Annotated in this window: 11 protein-coding genes; 3 read left to right on the top strand and 8 right to left on the bottom strand. The window is 45.6% G+C overall.

Going from position 1 to position 14795, the window contains the following annotated elements; all coding sequences use genetic code 11:
• Positions 1-243 precede the first annotated feature (243 nt).
• The 4 genes from QUB39_RS24855 to hemW all read right to left on the bottom strand — a co-directional run bounded on the left by QUB39_RS24855 (position 244) and on the right by hemW (position 4447).
• Positions 244-1809 (bottom strand): FAD-dependent oxidoreductase, encoded by a 1566-nt coding sequence (locus QUB39_RS24855; protein WP_333231686.1) that lies wholly within the window; start codon positions 1807-1809, stop codon positions 244-246.
• A gap of 396 nt (positions 1810-2205) precedes the next feature.
• Positions 2206-2478: a DUF1830 domain-containing protein gene (locus QUB39_RS24850; RefSeq protein ID WP_333057596.1), complete on the bottom strand. Its 273-nt coding sequence runs from the start codon at positions 2476-2478 to the stop codon at positions 2206-2208.
• A 155-nt stretch (positions 2479-2633) separates the two neighbouring features.
• Entirely contained in the window at positions 2634-2852 is a 219-nt protein-coding gene (locus tag QUB39_RS24845) for a hypothetical protein (RefSeq protein WP_333057597.1), read from the bottom strand.
• A 227-nt stretch (positions 2853-3079) separates the two neighbouring features.
• Positions 3080-4447: a radical SAM family heme chaperone HemW gene (hemW, locus tag QUB39_RS24840; protein ID WP_333057599.1), complete on the bottom strand. Its 1368-nt coding sequence runs from the start codon at positions 4445-4447 to the stop codon at positions 3080-3082.
• A 375-nt stretch (positions 4448-4822) separates the two neighbouring features.
• Between hemW and QUB39_RS24835 the strand changes: the two genes are divergently transcribed.
• Positions 4823-5902, top strand: a complete 1080-nt coding sequence (locus tag QUB39_RS24835; RefSeq protein WP_333057600.1) for a PIN/TRAM domain-containing protein — start codon at positions 4823-4825, stop codon at positions 5900-5902.
• A gap of 317 nt (positions 5903-6219) precedes the next feature.
• Here the strand turns inward: QUB39_RS24835 and QUB39_RS24830 are convergent, their stop codons facing one another.
• Entirely contained in the window at positions 6220-6792 is a 573-nt protein-coding gene (locus tag QUB39_RS24830; protein WP_333057601.1) for a Uma2 family endonuclease, read from the bottom strand.
• A 532-nt stretch (positions 6793-7324) separates the two neighbouring features.
• Between QUB39_RS24830 and QUB39_RS24825 the strand changes: the two genes are divergently transcribed.
• The gene (locus QUB39_RS24825; RefSeq protein WP_333057602.1) at positions 7325-8572 is read left to right on the top strand and encodes an MFS transporter; all 1248 of its coding nucleotides are present in this window, start codon (positions 7325-7327) and stop codon (positions 8570-8572) included.
• A 205-nt stretch (positions 8573-8777) separates the two neighbouring features.
• Here the strand turns inward: QUB39_RS24825 and QUB39_RS24820 are convergent, their stop codons facing one another.
• Positions 8778-10988, bottom strand: coding sequence for a Tex family protein (locus tag QUB39_RS24820; protein ID WP_333263541.1), 2211 nt, complete (start codon positions 10986-10988; stop codon positions 8778-8780).
• Between the two features lie 358 nt (positions 10989-11346).
• On the opposite strand from QUB39_RS24820, the gene QUB39_RS24815 reads away from it, so the two are divergent.
• Entirely contained in the window at positions 11347-12186 is an 840-nt protein-coding gene (locus tag QUB39_RS24815; RefSeq protein ID WP_333057603.1) for a Uma2 family endonuclease, read from the top strand.
• Positions 12187-12333: 147 nt separating this feature from the next.
• On the opposite strand, the gene QUB39_RS24810 is transcribed toward QUB39_RS24815, so the two are convergent.
• Entirely contained in the window at positions 12334-13311 is a 978-nt protein-coding gene (locus tag QUB39_RS24810; protein WP_333058433.1) for a class II fructose-bisphosphate aldolase, read from the bottom strand.
• 208 nt (positions 13312-13519) lie between these two features.
• Complete coding sequence (locus tag QUB39_RS24805; RefSeq protein WP_333058431.1) at positions 13520-14254, bottom strand: phosphoadenylyl-sulfate reductase; 735 nt, start codon at positions 14252-14254, stop codon at positions 13520-13522.
• Positions 14255-14795 lie beyond the last annotated feature (541 nt).

Genomic DNA, 14795 nt, shown 5'->3' with positions numbered 1-14795 from the left:
GGAACAGGCATCTTGCCTGTTCATATATTTGCCACGGGCAAGATGCCCGTGCCACAGTTAATTAATCAATAAATTATCTTGTGTTGTGGAACAGGCATCTTGCCTGTTCCTATATTTGCCACGGGCAAGATGCCCGTGCCACAATTAATTAATTAATCAATAAATTATCTTGTGTTGTGGAACAGGCATCTTGCCTGTTCATATATTTGCCACTAGCAAGATGCCCGTGCCACAATTAATCAATTAATAATCGCCTCCAGCGCCATATTGCCACGCTTCAACTAATCGGTGAAAATAGTATTGCTGCTCCGGCGCTAAATTTTTTACCTGCGGTTCTACGGCTTTCCCCAAAGGCTGCAATCCCGTATAAATTCCTAAATTTACATAATGAACCATCCAATCGAGCAAATTAGTTATTCCTACCTGCGGGATAATTTTCATAACTAATCCGGGATGGCTAATTGCTGTTTTAAACAGAGTTTGGGACAAAGCCGGAAACAGCACGATATCTTGAAGAAACGGTTTGAGTACCGGTTCTCCCAACTCTTCCATAACCTGAAATACGGCAGCCAAAAGTTGATTGATTTGATTTGGGTCTATTTTCTGATTCATCGCAGCACTCATCGAACGCTGAAACAACCAGGTGACAGATAGATTCGGCTGGTAGGGTTGCAAAAGTGCGAGGGAATTTTTGTCGAGACTGTCGCTTGTCAAAGCTTCGTCAATTCCTAAAGTCAAGCGTTTGAGGTGACGCACCATTGCGCCGAAACCGCCGAAGCTGAGGGGAGATTGGCTACCGCTGCTGTCTCCGACTGGGAGTAGGCGATTCCAAGGCGTTTTGAGAGGACTTTGGCGATAGCAGGGAAAAAATCCGTAGAGTGCTCTTTGGAATTTTAACTGTTCGAGTTCGACGTTTTGATATTGGGGAAGCAAGCGCAAATACTCTTCAAATAATGTTTCTAAACTGAATCTTTCTGTGTCGGCGTCTATGTAGGTAAATAAGTAGGTGGTGCGGCCGTCTCTGGCTGGAAATGCTTCCCAAAAATATTGGCACTGATTTTGCATTGGGGTGAAGGATGCAAATATATCGCCGGTGTCGTTTTTGGGGTATCCTTGAGCGCAACTACCGACTACTAAACATACGGCGTCGGGTTTTTTCCCTTGTCTAGCTTGGCGGACAATGGGCGAAAAATGTCCCATTGCGTCTAATAATAATCGGGTTTTAAATAAATTTGTAGCAGGTGGTGTATCGGTGTTGGCCGATTCTACAAGGACTCCATTTGGGTGAATGGTTGCTGTTTTAAATGGTGTATTTTCAAATAGCTTTCCTCCAGCTTGGAGGAATCGCTGTTTCAGGGTTTCTAGGAGGTAAACTGGGTCTATTCCGATGTTGAGTACGTCGCGCACCCAAATGTCTGGGGTGTTGGCAAAGCTGATGCGGGCTGGGTTATATTCGGTGGCTATGGCCTTTTCTATCTCTTCAACAGAGAGCAAATTTAGTTCTAAGAATGCGTCTAATTCTTTGCGAGAAATGTTCCATTCTTGATCGCGGCCTCGCAGGGTGCCGCGTTCTATCAAGGCTACTCGCCAACCCCGCACGGCTAAGGCTGTACCGATTAATATTCCTAGGGTTCCGCCGCCGATAACTATGTCGAAGTCGAGGGTTTCGAGGGGTTGTTGGCTGTGTTTGACTGCTTGGGCTGCTGGTGCGGTGTTTTGTTTGAGGTTTTCCCAGAGTCGATCGACTTTTCTCAGGCCTGTGAGGGCGTCTCCTGGCATTTGGGAGAGGATTTGTTCGGTGAGGGACATCGGGTTTTAGGATTGAAGAGTGGTGGATTTTTTATAATTTAGCTTAGATCCACATTTCCGACAGTTTCAGGGCTGACGCATGGGGTGGCGAGAATCCCGGTTTATACTAAGAGGTTGCACCCTTGTCAATAAGCTTTTTAGGAACAGGCTTTCCGGCCTGTTCCACAAAGAGTAGATTTTCTTGTGGAACAGGCCGGAAAGCCTGTTAAGCGAGAATGGTGCAAGATGTGAGTTTCTACGAATTTTGGGCTTAGTAACGAGAAATCTAGGAATCAACCGGGTTTATGAGGTTGGGAGTGCGATCGCGAACCGAGTTTTTATAATCATACAAAGAAACCCGGTTTCTGAAAAAAAACCGGGTTTCTACCTCTCGTTGGTAAGTCTGGGGAATTATCTTCAATCAGCCGTACTTAATTCTTCAACTCGCAGCCGATCGCACAAAATTCGCTCGCACACTATACCACCCGTATCCGCACTCCTGCAAACTTCTAATTGAGCTTCCGGCAACGCTTCAAACAAAAAACGCTCTCCCGGAAAAACCGTCCGCTCAAAATACCAATTAGGAATATTTGTAATGCGAGCGATTTGCACTTTGCTAGTATTATTAAGATACCAACACAAAATGCGCGTATGACCTTCGGAAATTACCTGATTTAGTGTCAAATTCATCTTTTTAACTTGTTTGTGCAATGGTGCGAGCGAGTGGCAAAAGACCTAAGCTTATTATAGCATATTCCCAGTTAAAACAGAATTTTTTATACATTTTTTATACATTTTTTGGGTTAATTAATAAATTTCTCCGGGAAAACATCAGCGCCTTCCCCCTATTCCCAAGAAGGTGCAAAAGTCGGCATTGCTAAAGTGCAAGATTTCCATCCTCCCTTAACAGGTGCATTCAACAATTGACAGTGACCGACAGAACCTCTTGCCTGTTGGTAGTGACCGCAAAAATTACACTTGGAAGCCGGATTGCACCCGCGCTCGCTAATTACAAGGCTGGGCTGCTTTTGGGTTTGGTTGCGCTCGATAGTTAAAGTGTTCATTAAATTACTTTTTAAATGTTCAGTCTTAAGTATGACGGCTGGAGTGCAGTCGTGGCGTCTATCTCAAGGCTTAGTTCACCTTTAAGATTTGTTTAGGGATCGATATAAAATATATTATTTTTGAGATGATCGAGCTAGGGAGCAATTGAATTTCCTTTCGATCGCATTGGCGGCCACGGCTTTAGGGTCGATCGCGCTTGCCGGGGGATATACTTCCTGAGACAGAGCTAATTATCCTCGCCTAACTTGCTGAACAAATCGGCTAAAATTGTATTAGAAAATAAAAAACCTTCGGGATCGCTCAACCTCAAATTGCCCGAAAGCGGCAGTTTCGCGGCATCGCCTAAAGTTGCGTGAAGCGGAGCTATCCCGTAGGGAATCGCCCTATCATCCGTCATAATTTCCACCAATCCTTGTCGCCAGTAGGGCTGCAAACAACGCCAAATTTTATCAACCGTTTGCTGACTAAACTTTTCAGTCAGCGCCGACAGGCTAACTCCTTCTGCTAAACGCAAACCTAGCATCAGCGTTTCTAACAAAACGTCATTTTCTGAGACTGGAAAACTTGGCTCAATTGCTGGGTAAATATCTGGCTGGGTTTCCCCCCCAATTCGAGGAGTAGCAGGGGAATTGAGGCGAGAGATCGATCGCACCCACTGATAATATTCTTGAGTTTTGCGAGGTCTAGTCAACCTCCGGCCTTCCACGTAACTCGCCGCCCCCATTCCCAAACCGTAATAAGGGCGATTTTCCCAATAAACGCGGTTGTGGCGGCACTGATAGCCATCGCGGGCGTAATTAGAAATTTCGTAATGTTCGTAGCCAGCGCCGGTCAGAATTTCCTGCGCTAAACGGTACATTCCAGCAGCGGTTTCATCTGCTGGTAGCGGCTGCGCGCCTGCTTCAAAGTAGCGCCCGAAAGCAGTTAAGGGCTCAACAATTAAGTCGTAACTCGACAGGTGAGTCGGGTTAATTTCCACCGCCGATTTCAGGGAAGCTTCCCAGTTTTCTAAAGTTTGGTGCGGCAGTCCCGAAATCAGGTCTAAACTGAAATTGACAATACCAGCCGATCGCACTATTTCCACTGCTTCAAAAATATCAGCGACAGAGTGCGATCGCCCGCAAGCTTGCAGCAATTCATCTTGAAAAGCTTGCACTCCCAAACTCACTCGATTTACTCCCGCCGCTGCATATCCCCGCAACTGTTCTAAAGTAAACGTACCCGGGTCTATTTCTATAGAAATTTCCGCCTCAGCAGCAATCCCAAATTTGCCGTCGAGAGTCTCTAAAATATTGCTCAACTGACTGACAGAAAGCAGCGAAGGCGTGCCGCCACCAAAAAAAACTGTTTTGAGAGATGCGCCTAAATTTTTAGTTTCTTGAATTTCTTGACACAGTACAGCAACGTATTGGACTATGGTGCCGGAATTCTCGCCATTTTTGCGATCGCCCACCACAAAAACCGGAAAATCGCAGTAGTAACAGCGGCGGCGACAAAAAGGTATATGCAGGTAAGCCGAACTAGGAATGCCGGAATTTGCCGCTTGCACACTTTTTTTTAATTCAAATGTTAAATAATCTGTGGGAGGGTTCATTATATCTCAAGCCGAAAGCGCCACTTCAAATCTAAAGTTTTAATTAAACAATCATGAATAATTATGTATATTATGACATTTTCTGACAAAAAAAGGGGTGCGAACCATCGGCTCTTTTAATTTAACCTCGTACCCGTTTTGATCTGCCAAAATTCCCCAACAGCCCGCATCGCGGTCTATTCGCACCTCGTGCCTGCTGGCGGCGGGGCGCGCTAAATCCCGATCGGCTCCCTGGCACATCCCCCAAAGGGTACAACGGGTAAATATAAGTTTATAAAAATCCCTCAGCAAATATAGCGATATCCGACCAAAGCATGAAAACAAGTATCAGCACTAGAAAGATATAATAGGCATAAATTCATTAACCTAGAACTAATGCTAGACGCAATCATAATAATCTCATTCATAATCGCAGGCGGAGGCATCGGCTATTACGGAGTCGAACTCCTGCCGAGCAATCTGCTGCTGCAAGTTACAAATATACAAGGCTTAAGTTCTGTACTAGGTTCCTTTGGAGCATTAATCGGCTTCGTGATGGGATTAGTGGCTCAAACAACCTATCGCCGCCTAGAAAAACAAGTCCGCGATATGCCGGTGGAGATGCTGCTGACGCGGGCGATCGGCTTAATCATCGGACTGCTAGTAGCAAACTTAATGCTGGCTCCGCTGTTCCTGCTGCCCATACCCCGCGAGTTCGGCTTCATCAAACCTTTAGTCGCAGTCTTGGGTAGCGTCATGTTCGGCTTCACAGGGGTCAGTTTGACAGACACCCACGGCCGCGCTTTCTTGCGACTGATCAACCCCAAAAGCTTTGACACGGTGTTGCTAGCCGAAGGTACTTTCAAACCAGCCACTGCCAAAGTTGTCGATACTAGCTGCATTATTGACGGCAGAATTGAAAACTTGCTAGAAACAGGTTTCCTCGAAGGTCAAATTATCGTGCCCCAATTCGTGCTCCAAGAACTGCAACTGGTAGCTGATTCCGCCAACGATCAAAAGCGAGTGCGCGGACGCCGCGGCTTAGATGTACTCAACCGCATCAAAGAAACATATCCAGAACGCATTCAAATTCACTCGGCAGACTACGAAGATATTGCCACAGTCGATGCAAAATTAGTCCGATTTGCTTTAGATATCGACGGCATTTTGCTCACCAACGATTACAACTTATCGAAAGTAGCTACCGTCCAAAAACTGCCGGTTTTGAATATCAACGATTTGACTCATGCGGTGCGCCCGACTTATTTGCCGGGAGATACGATCGAACTAAAAATCCGCAAAGAAGGCAAAGAACCCTCTCAGGGAATCGGTTACTTGGATGACGGCACAATGGTTGTCGTAGAAGCCGGCAGCAGCTATGTCGGTGGCGAAGCCAGAGTCGTAGTCACCAGCGCCCTGCAAACCAGCGCCGGCCGCATGATATTCGCCCGTCCTCAAGAATCCGTTATTGTTTAAAACTGAGTAACAATGGCCAGGGCAATCAGAATCAAATATTGCGATCGCTGTTCCCAATCTGCCCCGACTCTCTACCGCGCCCGGTATGACGAGTCGGGGCAGTGGTTTTTTTTGTGTCTTAAATGTTGGGAATCGGTAAGTAAAAACAATCCTTTTTACTTCTACGGTGGCACTTGGAAAGCCAGCAAGAAAAAATAGCAATTACCAGCTTCTTCTTCTTTTCTCTTCCTACCCTACGGGAACGGCTTCGCCGAACGCGTCCTTAGCGTCTTCGCGGTTCAATCGTATCAATATCAGTGATTCTAGAGTAATTAAAATCAACCAATCCCGATCGCATCTTCATACAATGTCTCGATCGCACAGCTAAAATTCACGCTAGCAAACTGAACTTCTTGTCCTTGACTGTAAGGATAAAGCACCCACAAACCCTCTGCATTCCGGCGAAAACACTCTACACTAACTCTTTCTTGATTGATTAATACATACTCTTGCAAACTTTCGGAAGTACGGTAATCGGCAAACTTTTCACCTCTGTCAAAAGCCGCTGTTGTTGGCGATAAAACTTCCACAATTAAGCGCGGGTAGATAATGAAATCTTCAGCAGTATTTCTGTCCCGTTCATCGCAACTCACCGCTACATCGGGATAGTAATAGAAATTTGATGTCTCATTCCGAACTTTCATGTCTGCCATGTAAGTTATGCAGCCACTTCCCCGAAGATGGTTTCTCAACAAAGTTGCTGCATTTACACTAATGATGACATGAGCTTTGCTTGCCCCTGCCATTGCATAGATTTCACCTTGTCTGTACTCGTGTTTGATCGGACTGACTTTCTCGCCTGCTAAATAATCTTCAGGAGAGACGTAGGTGTCGCTTTTACTTGCAACCATATAATTTTAAGGTTGGTGAGGATTACACAATTATAGCCCAATACGCTTGGGTTAGCGCTTTCAGACGAATTTCATTTCACGCATTTATGAGAGTTGCAAACTTGTGAAAGGAAATCAGATTATTCTTATCCCCAGCGTATTGTTTAATGTGTAGGTTTTCTCGCCACACATTCGATTCATGGGGAAATTGAATGCGATCGCACAGCCATCAAACAAACCACTTTGTGGGATTAAAAAATTTCTGTCAATGCGTAAATCCTAGCTTTGCTGATAACCTGAACTAATAAGTCTTATAAGAAATTCTGTATCTAAATATACTATTTTTGTATAAATCATGACATTTATCAAGGTATCCTGACATTAAGGGCTAAATTCCACACCTTACCTACAAAATTTGTAACCTCCAGAGTTGAGAAGGTACTCCAAGCTTTCACCAGTCCATCGCCCTTGGCTGTCGGCGTTGGCACTCCAGCTAAGTTCTCAGATTTTAGTCGTCCGTGAAATGTGATATGAGTTGAAATCTCCCAAATTCATGCCGAAACTAAAAGAATCTTTTAATCACCCCCATACCGAACCAGCCGATACCGCGATTCGCCTAAAGCAGCATAAAGACCTGTTTTCCTGGCTTTCGATCGCTGCGGGGCTAATTTTTCTACAGGGGTACATGATTGCTCCCCTGATTCCACGTTTGGCTGAAGTTTTTAATGTTCCGGTTCAGGAAATCGGCTTTATCGTTCCAGCCTATATGCTGTCCTATGCACTGATGGCATTATTCTTCGGCCTCCTGTCCGATCGCTTTGGTCGATGGTCTATTATTCGCATCTCGCTTGCTCTTTTTGTCATTTTCACCGCTTTAACTGCCACGGCCCAAAATGCTTCGCAGATGGCAACCTGGCGGCTATTAACCGGGATTGGAGCAAGTGGTGTGATTCCCCTTACCTTCGCCTTAATTGGCGATTTATTCCCGTTCGATCGGCGAGGTGCCAAGCTAGGATTGGTGTTTGCAGCAATGGAAGGGGGAATGGCAGCAGGCTCTGCGGGGGGAGCGATTCTTGAGCCATTTGTAGGTTGGCGAGTGCTCTTTCTAGGTACTGCTTTGCTTGCTGCTGTTGTGCTTTGGCGCCTTCATCCTTACGGTTCTTTATTTGATACACCAAAAGTCACCAAATTACCGCCTATTCGCCAAATCTTTAGGGGATACAGCCAGATATTAGCAACCTTTCGGGGGCAGCGTACATATGCTTATGTTCTGTGGAATGGTATTTACCACTCTGGGGTATATACATGGCTAGGGTTGTATTTATCGCAACGGTACGGTATGGATGCCTTGAGCATTGGTTTAAACATTCTTGGGTACGGCATTCCCGGTTTATTGCTAAGTTCTTTCATTGGTCAAGCCGTCGATCGGTGGGGACGGCGTTGGCTCGTTCCAGCAGGGTTGGTAATGGCTGCTGTGGCTGGGATTGCAATGATTTTTGAGATTCCGCCACTGGGAACGACGATCGCAGTTCTTATTTTGTCTTTAGGGTATGACCTGACTCAACCGTTGTTTGTCGGAATTGTGACCGATCTCGGAGATGACAACAATTTGGGGCAAACGATGGGACTGAAAGTATTTACTCTCTTTACTGGATTTGGTGTAGGCAGTCTCGTATTTGGAGAGCTACTGCGCTTTGGATTTGGGCCTTCTCTCGCTATCTTTGGTGGCATTCAGTTGATAATTGGTTCGATCGCAGTCCCACTATTCTGGCAGGAAGTCCCCTCTCGATTACGGGGTTAGCGACTGTTGCCCAAAGCAATGTTGCATACATTAATACTGCTCAAATCATTGCGCTCACTGTTCTGTTGTAGAGCATCTATAGAGCAATACGCTTGGGTTAGCCCTTTCAGACGAATTTCATTTCACGCATTTATGAGAGTTCCAGACTTTTGAAATACTCACCGCGCCTTCAGGCCGGTGAGTATTTCACCTTTCCCCCAAAGTTTCAACGTCGGCGCGGGGCCGGAAGCCTCGCACTATTGCCATTTTGCGGTTGCGGTTTTTCTTGCAACTTCATCGTCAAACTAACCCGCTTTAACTTCTCATTCACCTCCAAAACCCGCACTTTCACAACTTGTCCGACTTTGACAATCTGTTTGGGGTCATCTACAAAGCGATCGGCTAATTGAGAAACGTGAACCAAACCATCTTGGTGCACTCCCACATCAACAAAGGCTCCAAAGTTAGCTACATTCGTGATTATGCCTTCTAATTCCATCCCAACTTGCAAATCGGAGATTTCTTTGATTCCTGCTTGGAAAGTGGCATATTTAAACTCGGCACGCGGGTCTCTTCCCGGTTTTTCTAGTTCCGAAATAATGTCTCGGAGTGTTGGTTCTCCGACTTTCTCTGTGACATATTTCTTGATGTTTACAGTCTTGATTTTTTCAGATATTTGTGTTATTCCAGTCAGCGGCAAGTCTAAATCCTTGGCGATCGCCTGCACGACAGGATAACTTTCGGGATGAACTGCTGTATTGTCCAGGGGGTTTTCGCCGCCGCGAATGCGGAGAAACCCGGCTGCTTGTTCAAAAGCTTTTGGCCCGAGTTTGGGAACTTTCAGGAGTTGGCGGCGATTTTTAAACGCGCCATTTTCGTTGCGGTAATTGACGATATTTTTGGCAACTGTTGCCGTCATTCCTGACACAAATGTTAGCAGTTCTTTCGAGGCTGTGTTTAAGTCAACTCCGACATAATTCACGCAGCTTTCGACAGTTTCGTCGAGTTTCTTTTTGAGCAGTTTTTGGTCAACATCGTGCTGGTATTGACCGACTCCTATTGATTTCGGGTCGATTTTCACGAGTTCGGCGAGGGGATCTTGCAAGCGTCGTCCGATGCTGACTGCGCCGCGGACGGTGATGTCGAGATCGGGAAATTCGGCGATCGCCACCTCGCTTGCTGAATAAATCGATGCACCGGATTCATTCACCATGACTTTAATCGGTTTTCTTTCCATTTGGGCCAAAACTTCCGAAACAAATTCGTCTGTTTCGCGGGAAGCTGTACCGTTGCCGATCGCGATTAATTCAATTTTATATTTTTCAATTAAATGCTTGACAATTTTACCCGCTTGTTGTCGCTGAGCGGCCGCTTGGTGGGGAAAAATTGCTTGATATTCTAAAAATTGCCCGGTTTCATCGAGGGCGGAAACTTTACACCCCGTGCGAAATCCCGGATCGATCGCCAATGTGGGTTTCATTCCCGCCGGCGCCGACAGCAGCAACTCGCGCAGGTTGGTTTCAAAAGTGGCGATGGACTCGATATCAGCGACTGCTTTGTTGTGCGATCGTACTTCCGTGATTAACGAAGTCTTCATCAGTCGGTTGAAGGCATCCTTCAAAGTCGATCGATAAAACTCTTTAACTTCTGGTATCCTAGTTCTAATTTCCTGACTTTCCAAATAAGCCATCACGGCGGATTCATCAAAAGCCAGTTCCAAATCTAAAACCCCTTCCGTTTCCCCGCGAAACAGCGCTAACATATTGTGCGACTGAACGCTTCTCGCTGCAACTTGATAATTGCGGTACATTTCAAATTTAGTGCTTCCTTCCGGGAAATCCTCTTTAATTTTAGAGACAAAAACTCCTGTTTTCATCAAAAATTCTCGCAAATAAGCCCGCAATTCAGCTTTTTCCGAAACCGCTTCCGCCAAAATATCCCCAGCACCTTTGAGAGCTTCTTCTGCTGTTTTCACTCCCTTTTCTTCCGAAATATATTTACCTGCTTCCGCCTCAAAGTCTGCTGGTTTAGCCGTCGGCAAGTTCAGACTTTTGATAAAATTTGCCAGCGGTTCCAAACCTTTTTCCCTAGCAATTATCGCTCGCGTCCGTCGCTTGGGTTTATAAGGCAGATAAAGGTCTTCTAGTTCGTTTTTTTGCAAACATGATTCGATTTTAGCTTGCAATTCTTCAGTGAGTTTCCCCAGAGAGCTAATCGTCTCTAAAATAGACTTTTTGCGCTCTTCAATTTCCGTCAAATAGGTGAAGCGATCGGAGATGTCCCGCAACTGAATTTCATTCAGCAAATCCGTGCGTTCTTTGCGGTAGCGGGCAATAAACGGAATAGTTGCTCCCTCGGCGAAAAGTTCCAGAGCATTATTGACTTGAGACAGATTGATGGAAAGTTCTTGAGCAATCAGTTGAGGAATGTCGATCATAGTGCAGAATTTCGGGTCAGGCGATTTTAGATTTTGGATTGACTTGCGCGAGATCAATTCGGGGGCGTGAGGATTTTAGATTTTAGATTTTGGATTGATTCCACGGATAAATTCAAGGGCTTGTACCATCAACAAATTCTTGGTCAATTTTAGATTTTAGATTTTAGATTAACTTCACAGAATAGAGCAAGAAAAGGGATTGTCCCAATTTTGTTAAAATCGTTTTCTAGGAGTGCGATCGTCTCGCACGGCAAAGCCGATATCTCTCGCTTCTAGCTCTCCGGCTTGCACTCCTGTGAAAGCATCATTGGGATGTTCCCATGATGTTAGCATAAATGGAGTCATTTCTCAATATTATATGTTTCCTTTTAAATATCCTGTGCCGCAAACCGATCCGCCGCGATCGCCCAGAGAAACGCTGCCGACGATGTACGATTTACCCAGCGAAGACCCGGATGAACCTGGTTTGCCTGACGAATTTCACGATTTGCAGCCGCAGTTGTTGAGTCTGACGTTTCGGCCTCGGAATTATCCGGCTTCTGAGATATTTAGCGGCACCGACATGAACCTTTATTATGACGTGCAGCACACTCTGTGGCACAAGCGGCCGGATTGGTTTGGAGTTGTGGGAGTTCCCCGACTTTACGATCGATCGGAACTGCGGATGAGTTATGTTACTTGGCAGGAAGGTGTGAATCCTTTTGTAATTGTAGAACTGCTTTCGCCGGGAACGGAAAAAGAAGATTTAGGCGACAATACCGATGAGGAAAAGTTGCCACCTCAGTCGGGAAACACTGCCGGTAACGGGCAAGTTTTGGATGCCGAGAGGAAGGATGAACCGCCAAGAAAATGGGAGGTTTACGAGCAAATTTTGCGGGTTCCTATTTATGCTGTTTTCAGCCGCTATACTAACAAATTGCGAGTGTTTGAATTGAAGGGCGGACACTATCAAGAATTAGAATTGCCCGAGTCGCGAGTGTGGATTCCTGACCTAAGTTTGGGCTTGGGTTTGTGGCAAGGAGAGTTTCAGGGAGTCGATCGACTGTGGTTGCGCTGGTATGATGTTGATGGCAATTGGATTCTCACTGAAGCGGAACAGCAACGGCAGCGGGCAGAGTCAGCGGAAGCTCAATTGCAGTCTTTAATTCGGCGGCTGCGGGAATCTGGCATCGATCCCGATCGATTTTTAAACGGTTAGAGAAGACTGAAGTCCTGACTAATATTATGTCCGGTCGATTACCCCTAATACGGTACGGGCGGGTTCACGAAAAATATCTGCCCATAATTGACAATCTCAAAAACCCGCCCTTTTAATCGCTGGTTCGCAGTCAGGACTTTAGTTTTTTTACTTCACAAGAAGACAGAAAGCCTCACTATACACAGGCTTTAAGATTTGATCGAAACTTGATTGGTTGCGGCTTGTGTGTTTGTTGCTGGTACTCTTTGCGGTTAAGTCATCCGCGTAGGGAGAATGATGCAAATAAGCTTTACCGACAGAACCAAAAAGTTGCAGTTTGTCAGAAATGACCGATTGCATGGCATCGATAGCTTTTTCCATTATTTCCAACAAATCCGGATCTGCCTCAGAAATGCTACTTTTTAACACGTCCATATAAGCTTCGCGAATTTCCGTATTCACATTAAATTTAGAGACTCCCAATTTAATACATTGATGAATCATTGACTCCCGCAAACCGCTAGCACCGTGCATCACTAACGGCACTGAAACAGCAGCGCGGATTTTGGCCAGACGTGGAAAATCGAGTTTCGGTTCGCTGAGATATTTGCCGTGAACGTTACCAATTGTTACGGCTAAAAAATCCACCTTAGTTTCTTTGATAAACTCTACGGCTGATACCGGATCGGTCATCCTTGCGGCTTTCTCCTCGATTGTCAAACCTTCTTCCCGGCCGCTAATTCTGCCGATTTCTGCTTCAACTGCCGCACCGTTAGCGTGGCATAATTTAGTCATTTCCCGGCTAAATATTAAGTTTTGTTCGTAGGGCAAAAAAGAACCGTCTGCCATAGTTGATTTGATGCCGGCGGCTAGGGCGAGGTGAATGTCTTTTTCTGAGGTGCTGTGATCTAAGTGTACTGCGATCGGCATTAAAGATTTGCGGGCCGCTTCCATGCACAGCGCGACTAAAGGCGATTTTCCGTATTGGATGGCACTGGGGTGAAGTTGCAGTATAGCAGGACTGTGCAGCGCTTCTGCCGCATTGATGACGGCTTTTACTCCTTCGAGGTTGTAGACGTTAAAAGCGCCGATCGCATAACCATTTCTCAAGGCCGTGTTCAGCAATTCCCTAGTTGACGCGAGCATATAGTACCTACTTTAAAAACTTTTCTGAATGTCGATCATTCTATCAAAGTTCTAGGCCCAGCTCAGCTTAATTTGTGTTTATTTTAATTGCGAATTCTTCGGCTACGATTTATGTGAAGTGCATTGATTCTTGAGTAAGGTGCGTAAGGGCGCACCTTACGATTTGTTTGGTAAGCCTAGCGCACCTTACTCCTTGAGTGATTTACTACTAGGTTTGTGCGTTACCAGCGTGCAAACCGCATTCTTTTACGGTCGCTTCTTCCCACCACCAGCGACCTTCGCGTTCGTGTTGGTTCGGCAATACCGGCTTTGTACAAGGTTCGCAACCAATGCTTACAAAACCGCGTTCGTGCAACTTGTTGTAAGGCACATCCAAAGCGCGAATGTATTCCCAAACCTCTGCCGAAGACCAGTTTGCTAAGGGATTGAATTTAATTAATTCATGGTCAGGAGTTGAGAATGCAGTGTCAACTTCAATAACCGGAATACCGTTGCGGGTACTGGGACTTTGGTCTTTCCGCTGACCGGTAATCCAAGCATCGAGAGTATTCAGTTTGCGGCGCAGCGGCCTGACTTTCCGCACGCCACAGCATTCTTTGTGACCGTCTTGATAAAAACTAAACAATCCCTTTTCTTCTACTAGGGCTTGTACTTCGGCTGCATCGGGAAACATTACTTCTAATTTAATGCCGTAATGTTTTCTGACTCGATCCAAAAACTGATAAGTTTCCGAGTGTAATCGTCCGGTGTCTAGGGTGAAAACGCGGAAATTCTTGGTGATTTTTGAGGCAATATCGATCAAAACTACATCTTCAGCCCCGCTGAAAGAAATGGAGATATTGTCAAAATTTTCTAGGGCAAATTTGAGAATGTCTCGCGGTGTTTTTTGACTGTATTCTGCTTCTAGGGCGGCAATGTTGAGATTTCTTTGGATGGCAACCATATTTTCGGGTTTTCGGTGTTCTTTTCCTCTAGCCCTTTATTATAGCCGATCGCCGTCTCTCTCTCGCCGACTAATTTGACAATCCAGCAATGTCGTCCGGGGCCCCCGGATTCATCCGTGAAGCGAAAAAAAAGCTTTGAATCCTCATCGCCAGCCCCCTGGGTTTATCAGTGAGGTCGCTTTCTTCAATCTCTTCAATTTCGTCAATCTAAAATCTAAAATCTAAAATCTAAAATCGACTGGCCGCATCTTGCAGCAGTCTTTTCGGCTGGGCCCACAATCAAGCTCAAGGATGGCGATCGCCCACTGGCAGAAGTTTTGGTGAACCCAAAACTCCTCTACTGGGTAAAATGGGACTGTCGCGCGATCCATTGAATTTGCCCCCCAATTATAAATCCCACACAATAAAATTATTTAAATGTCATTGTTACAATCCGAAAAATTGACTCGTCTCATTAATTAAATAAGGATCGCGAATTAAATAACTTACAATTTTAATTGTTATTGTGGGATGGGCGTCCCGCCCGTCCTTTTTGGACGG

Source organism: Microcoleus sp. AT8-B5 (assembly GCF_036705565.1).
Classification (GTDB): Bacteria; Cyanobacteriota; Cyanobacteriia; order Cyanobacteriales; family Microcoleaceae; genus Microcoleus.
The sequence above is the reverse complement of the archived record's forward strand: the minus strand, read 5'-3'. Positions and strand labels throughout refer to the sequence as shown.

Bases quoted from the DNA above. Each gene is read 5' to 3' on its own strand.
- QUB39_RS24810 (WP_333058433.1), bottom strand. From the start codon at position 13,311: ATGCTCGCGTCAACTAGGGAATTGCTGAACACGGCCTTGAGAAATGGT.
- QUB39_RS24830 (WP_333057601.1), bottom strand. From the start codon at position 6,792: ATGGTTGCAAGTAAAAGCGACACCTACGTCTCTCCTGAAGATTATTTA.
- QUB39_RS24805 (WP_333058431.1), bottom strand. From the start codon at position 14,254: ATGGTTGCCATCCAAAGAAATCTCAACATTGCCGCCCTAGAAGCAGAA.
- QUB39_RS24855 (WP_333231686.1), bottom strand. From the start codon at position 1,809: ATGTCCCTCACCGAACAAATCCTCTCCCAAATGCCAGGAGACGCCCTC.
- QUB39_RS24850 (WP_333057596.1), bottom strand. From the start codon at position 2,478: ATGAATTTGACACTAAATCAGGTAATTTCCGAAGGTCATACGCGCATT.
- hemW (WP_333057599.1), bottom strand. From the start codon at position 4,447: ATGAACCCTCCCACAGATTATTTAACATTTGAATTAAAAAAAAGTGTG.
- QUB39_RS24820 (WP_333263541.1), bottom strand. From the start codon at position 10,988: ATGATCGACATTCCTCAACTGATTGCTCAAGAACTTTCCATCAATCTG.
- QUB39_RS24835 (WP_333057600.1), top strand. From the start codon at position 4,823: ATGCTAGACGCAATCATAATAATCTCATTCATAATCGCAGGCGGAGGC.
- QUB39_RS24825 (WP_333057602.1), top strand. From the start codon at position 7,325: ATGCCGAAACTAAAAGAATCTTTTAATCACCCCCATACCGAACCAGCC.
- QUB39_RS24815 (WP_333057603.1), top strand. From the start codon at position 11,347: ATGTTTCCTTTTAAATATCCTGTGCCGCAAACCGATCCGCCGCGATCG.
- QUB39_RS24845 (WP_333057597.1), bottom strand. From the start codon at position 2,852: ATGAACACTTTAACTATCGAGCGCAACCAAACCCAAAAGCAGCCCAGC.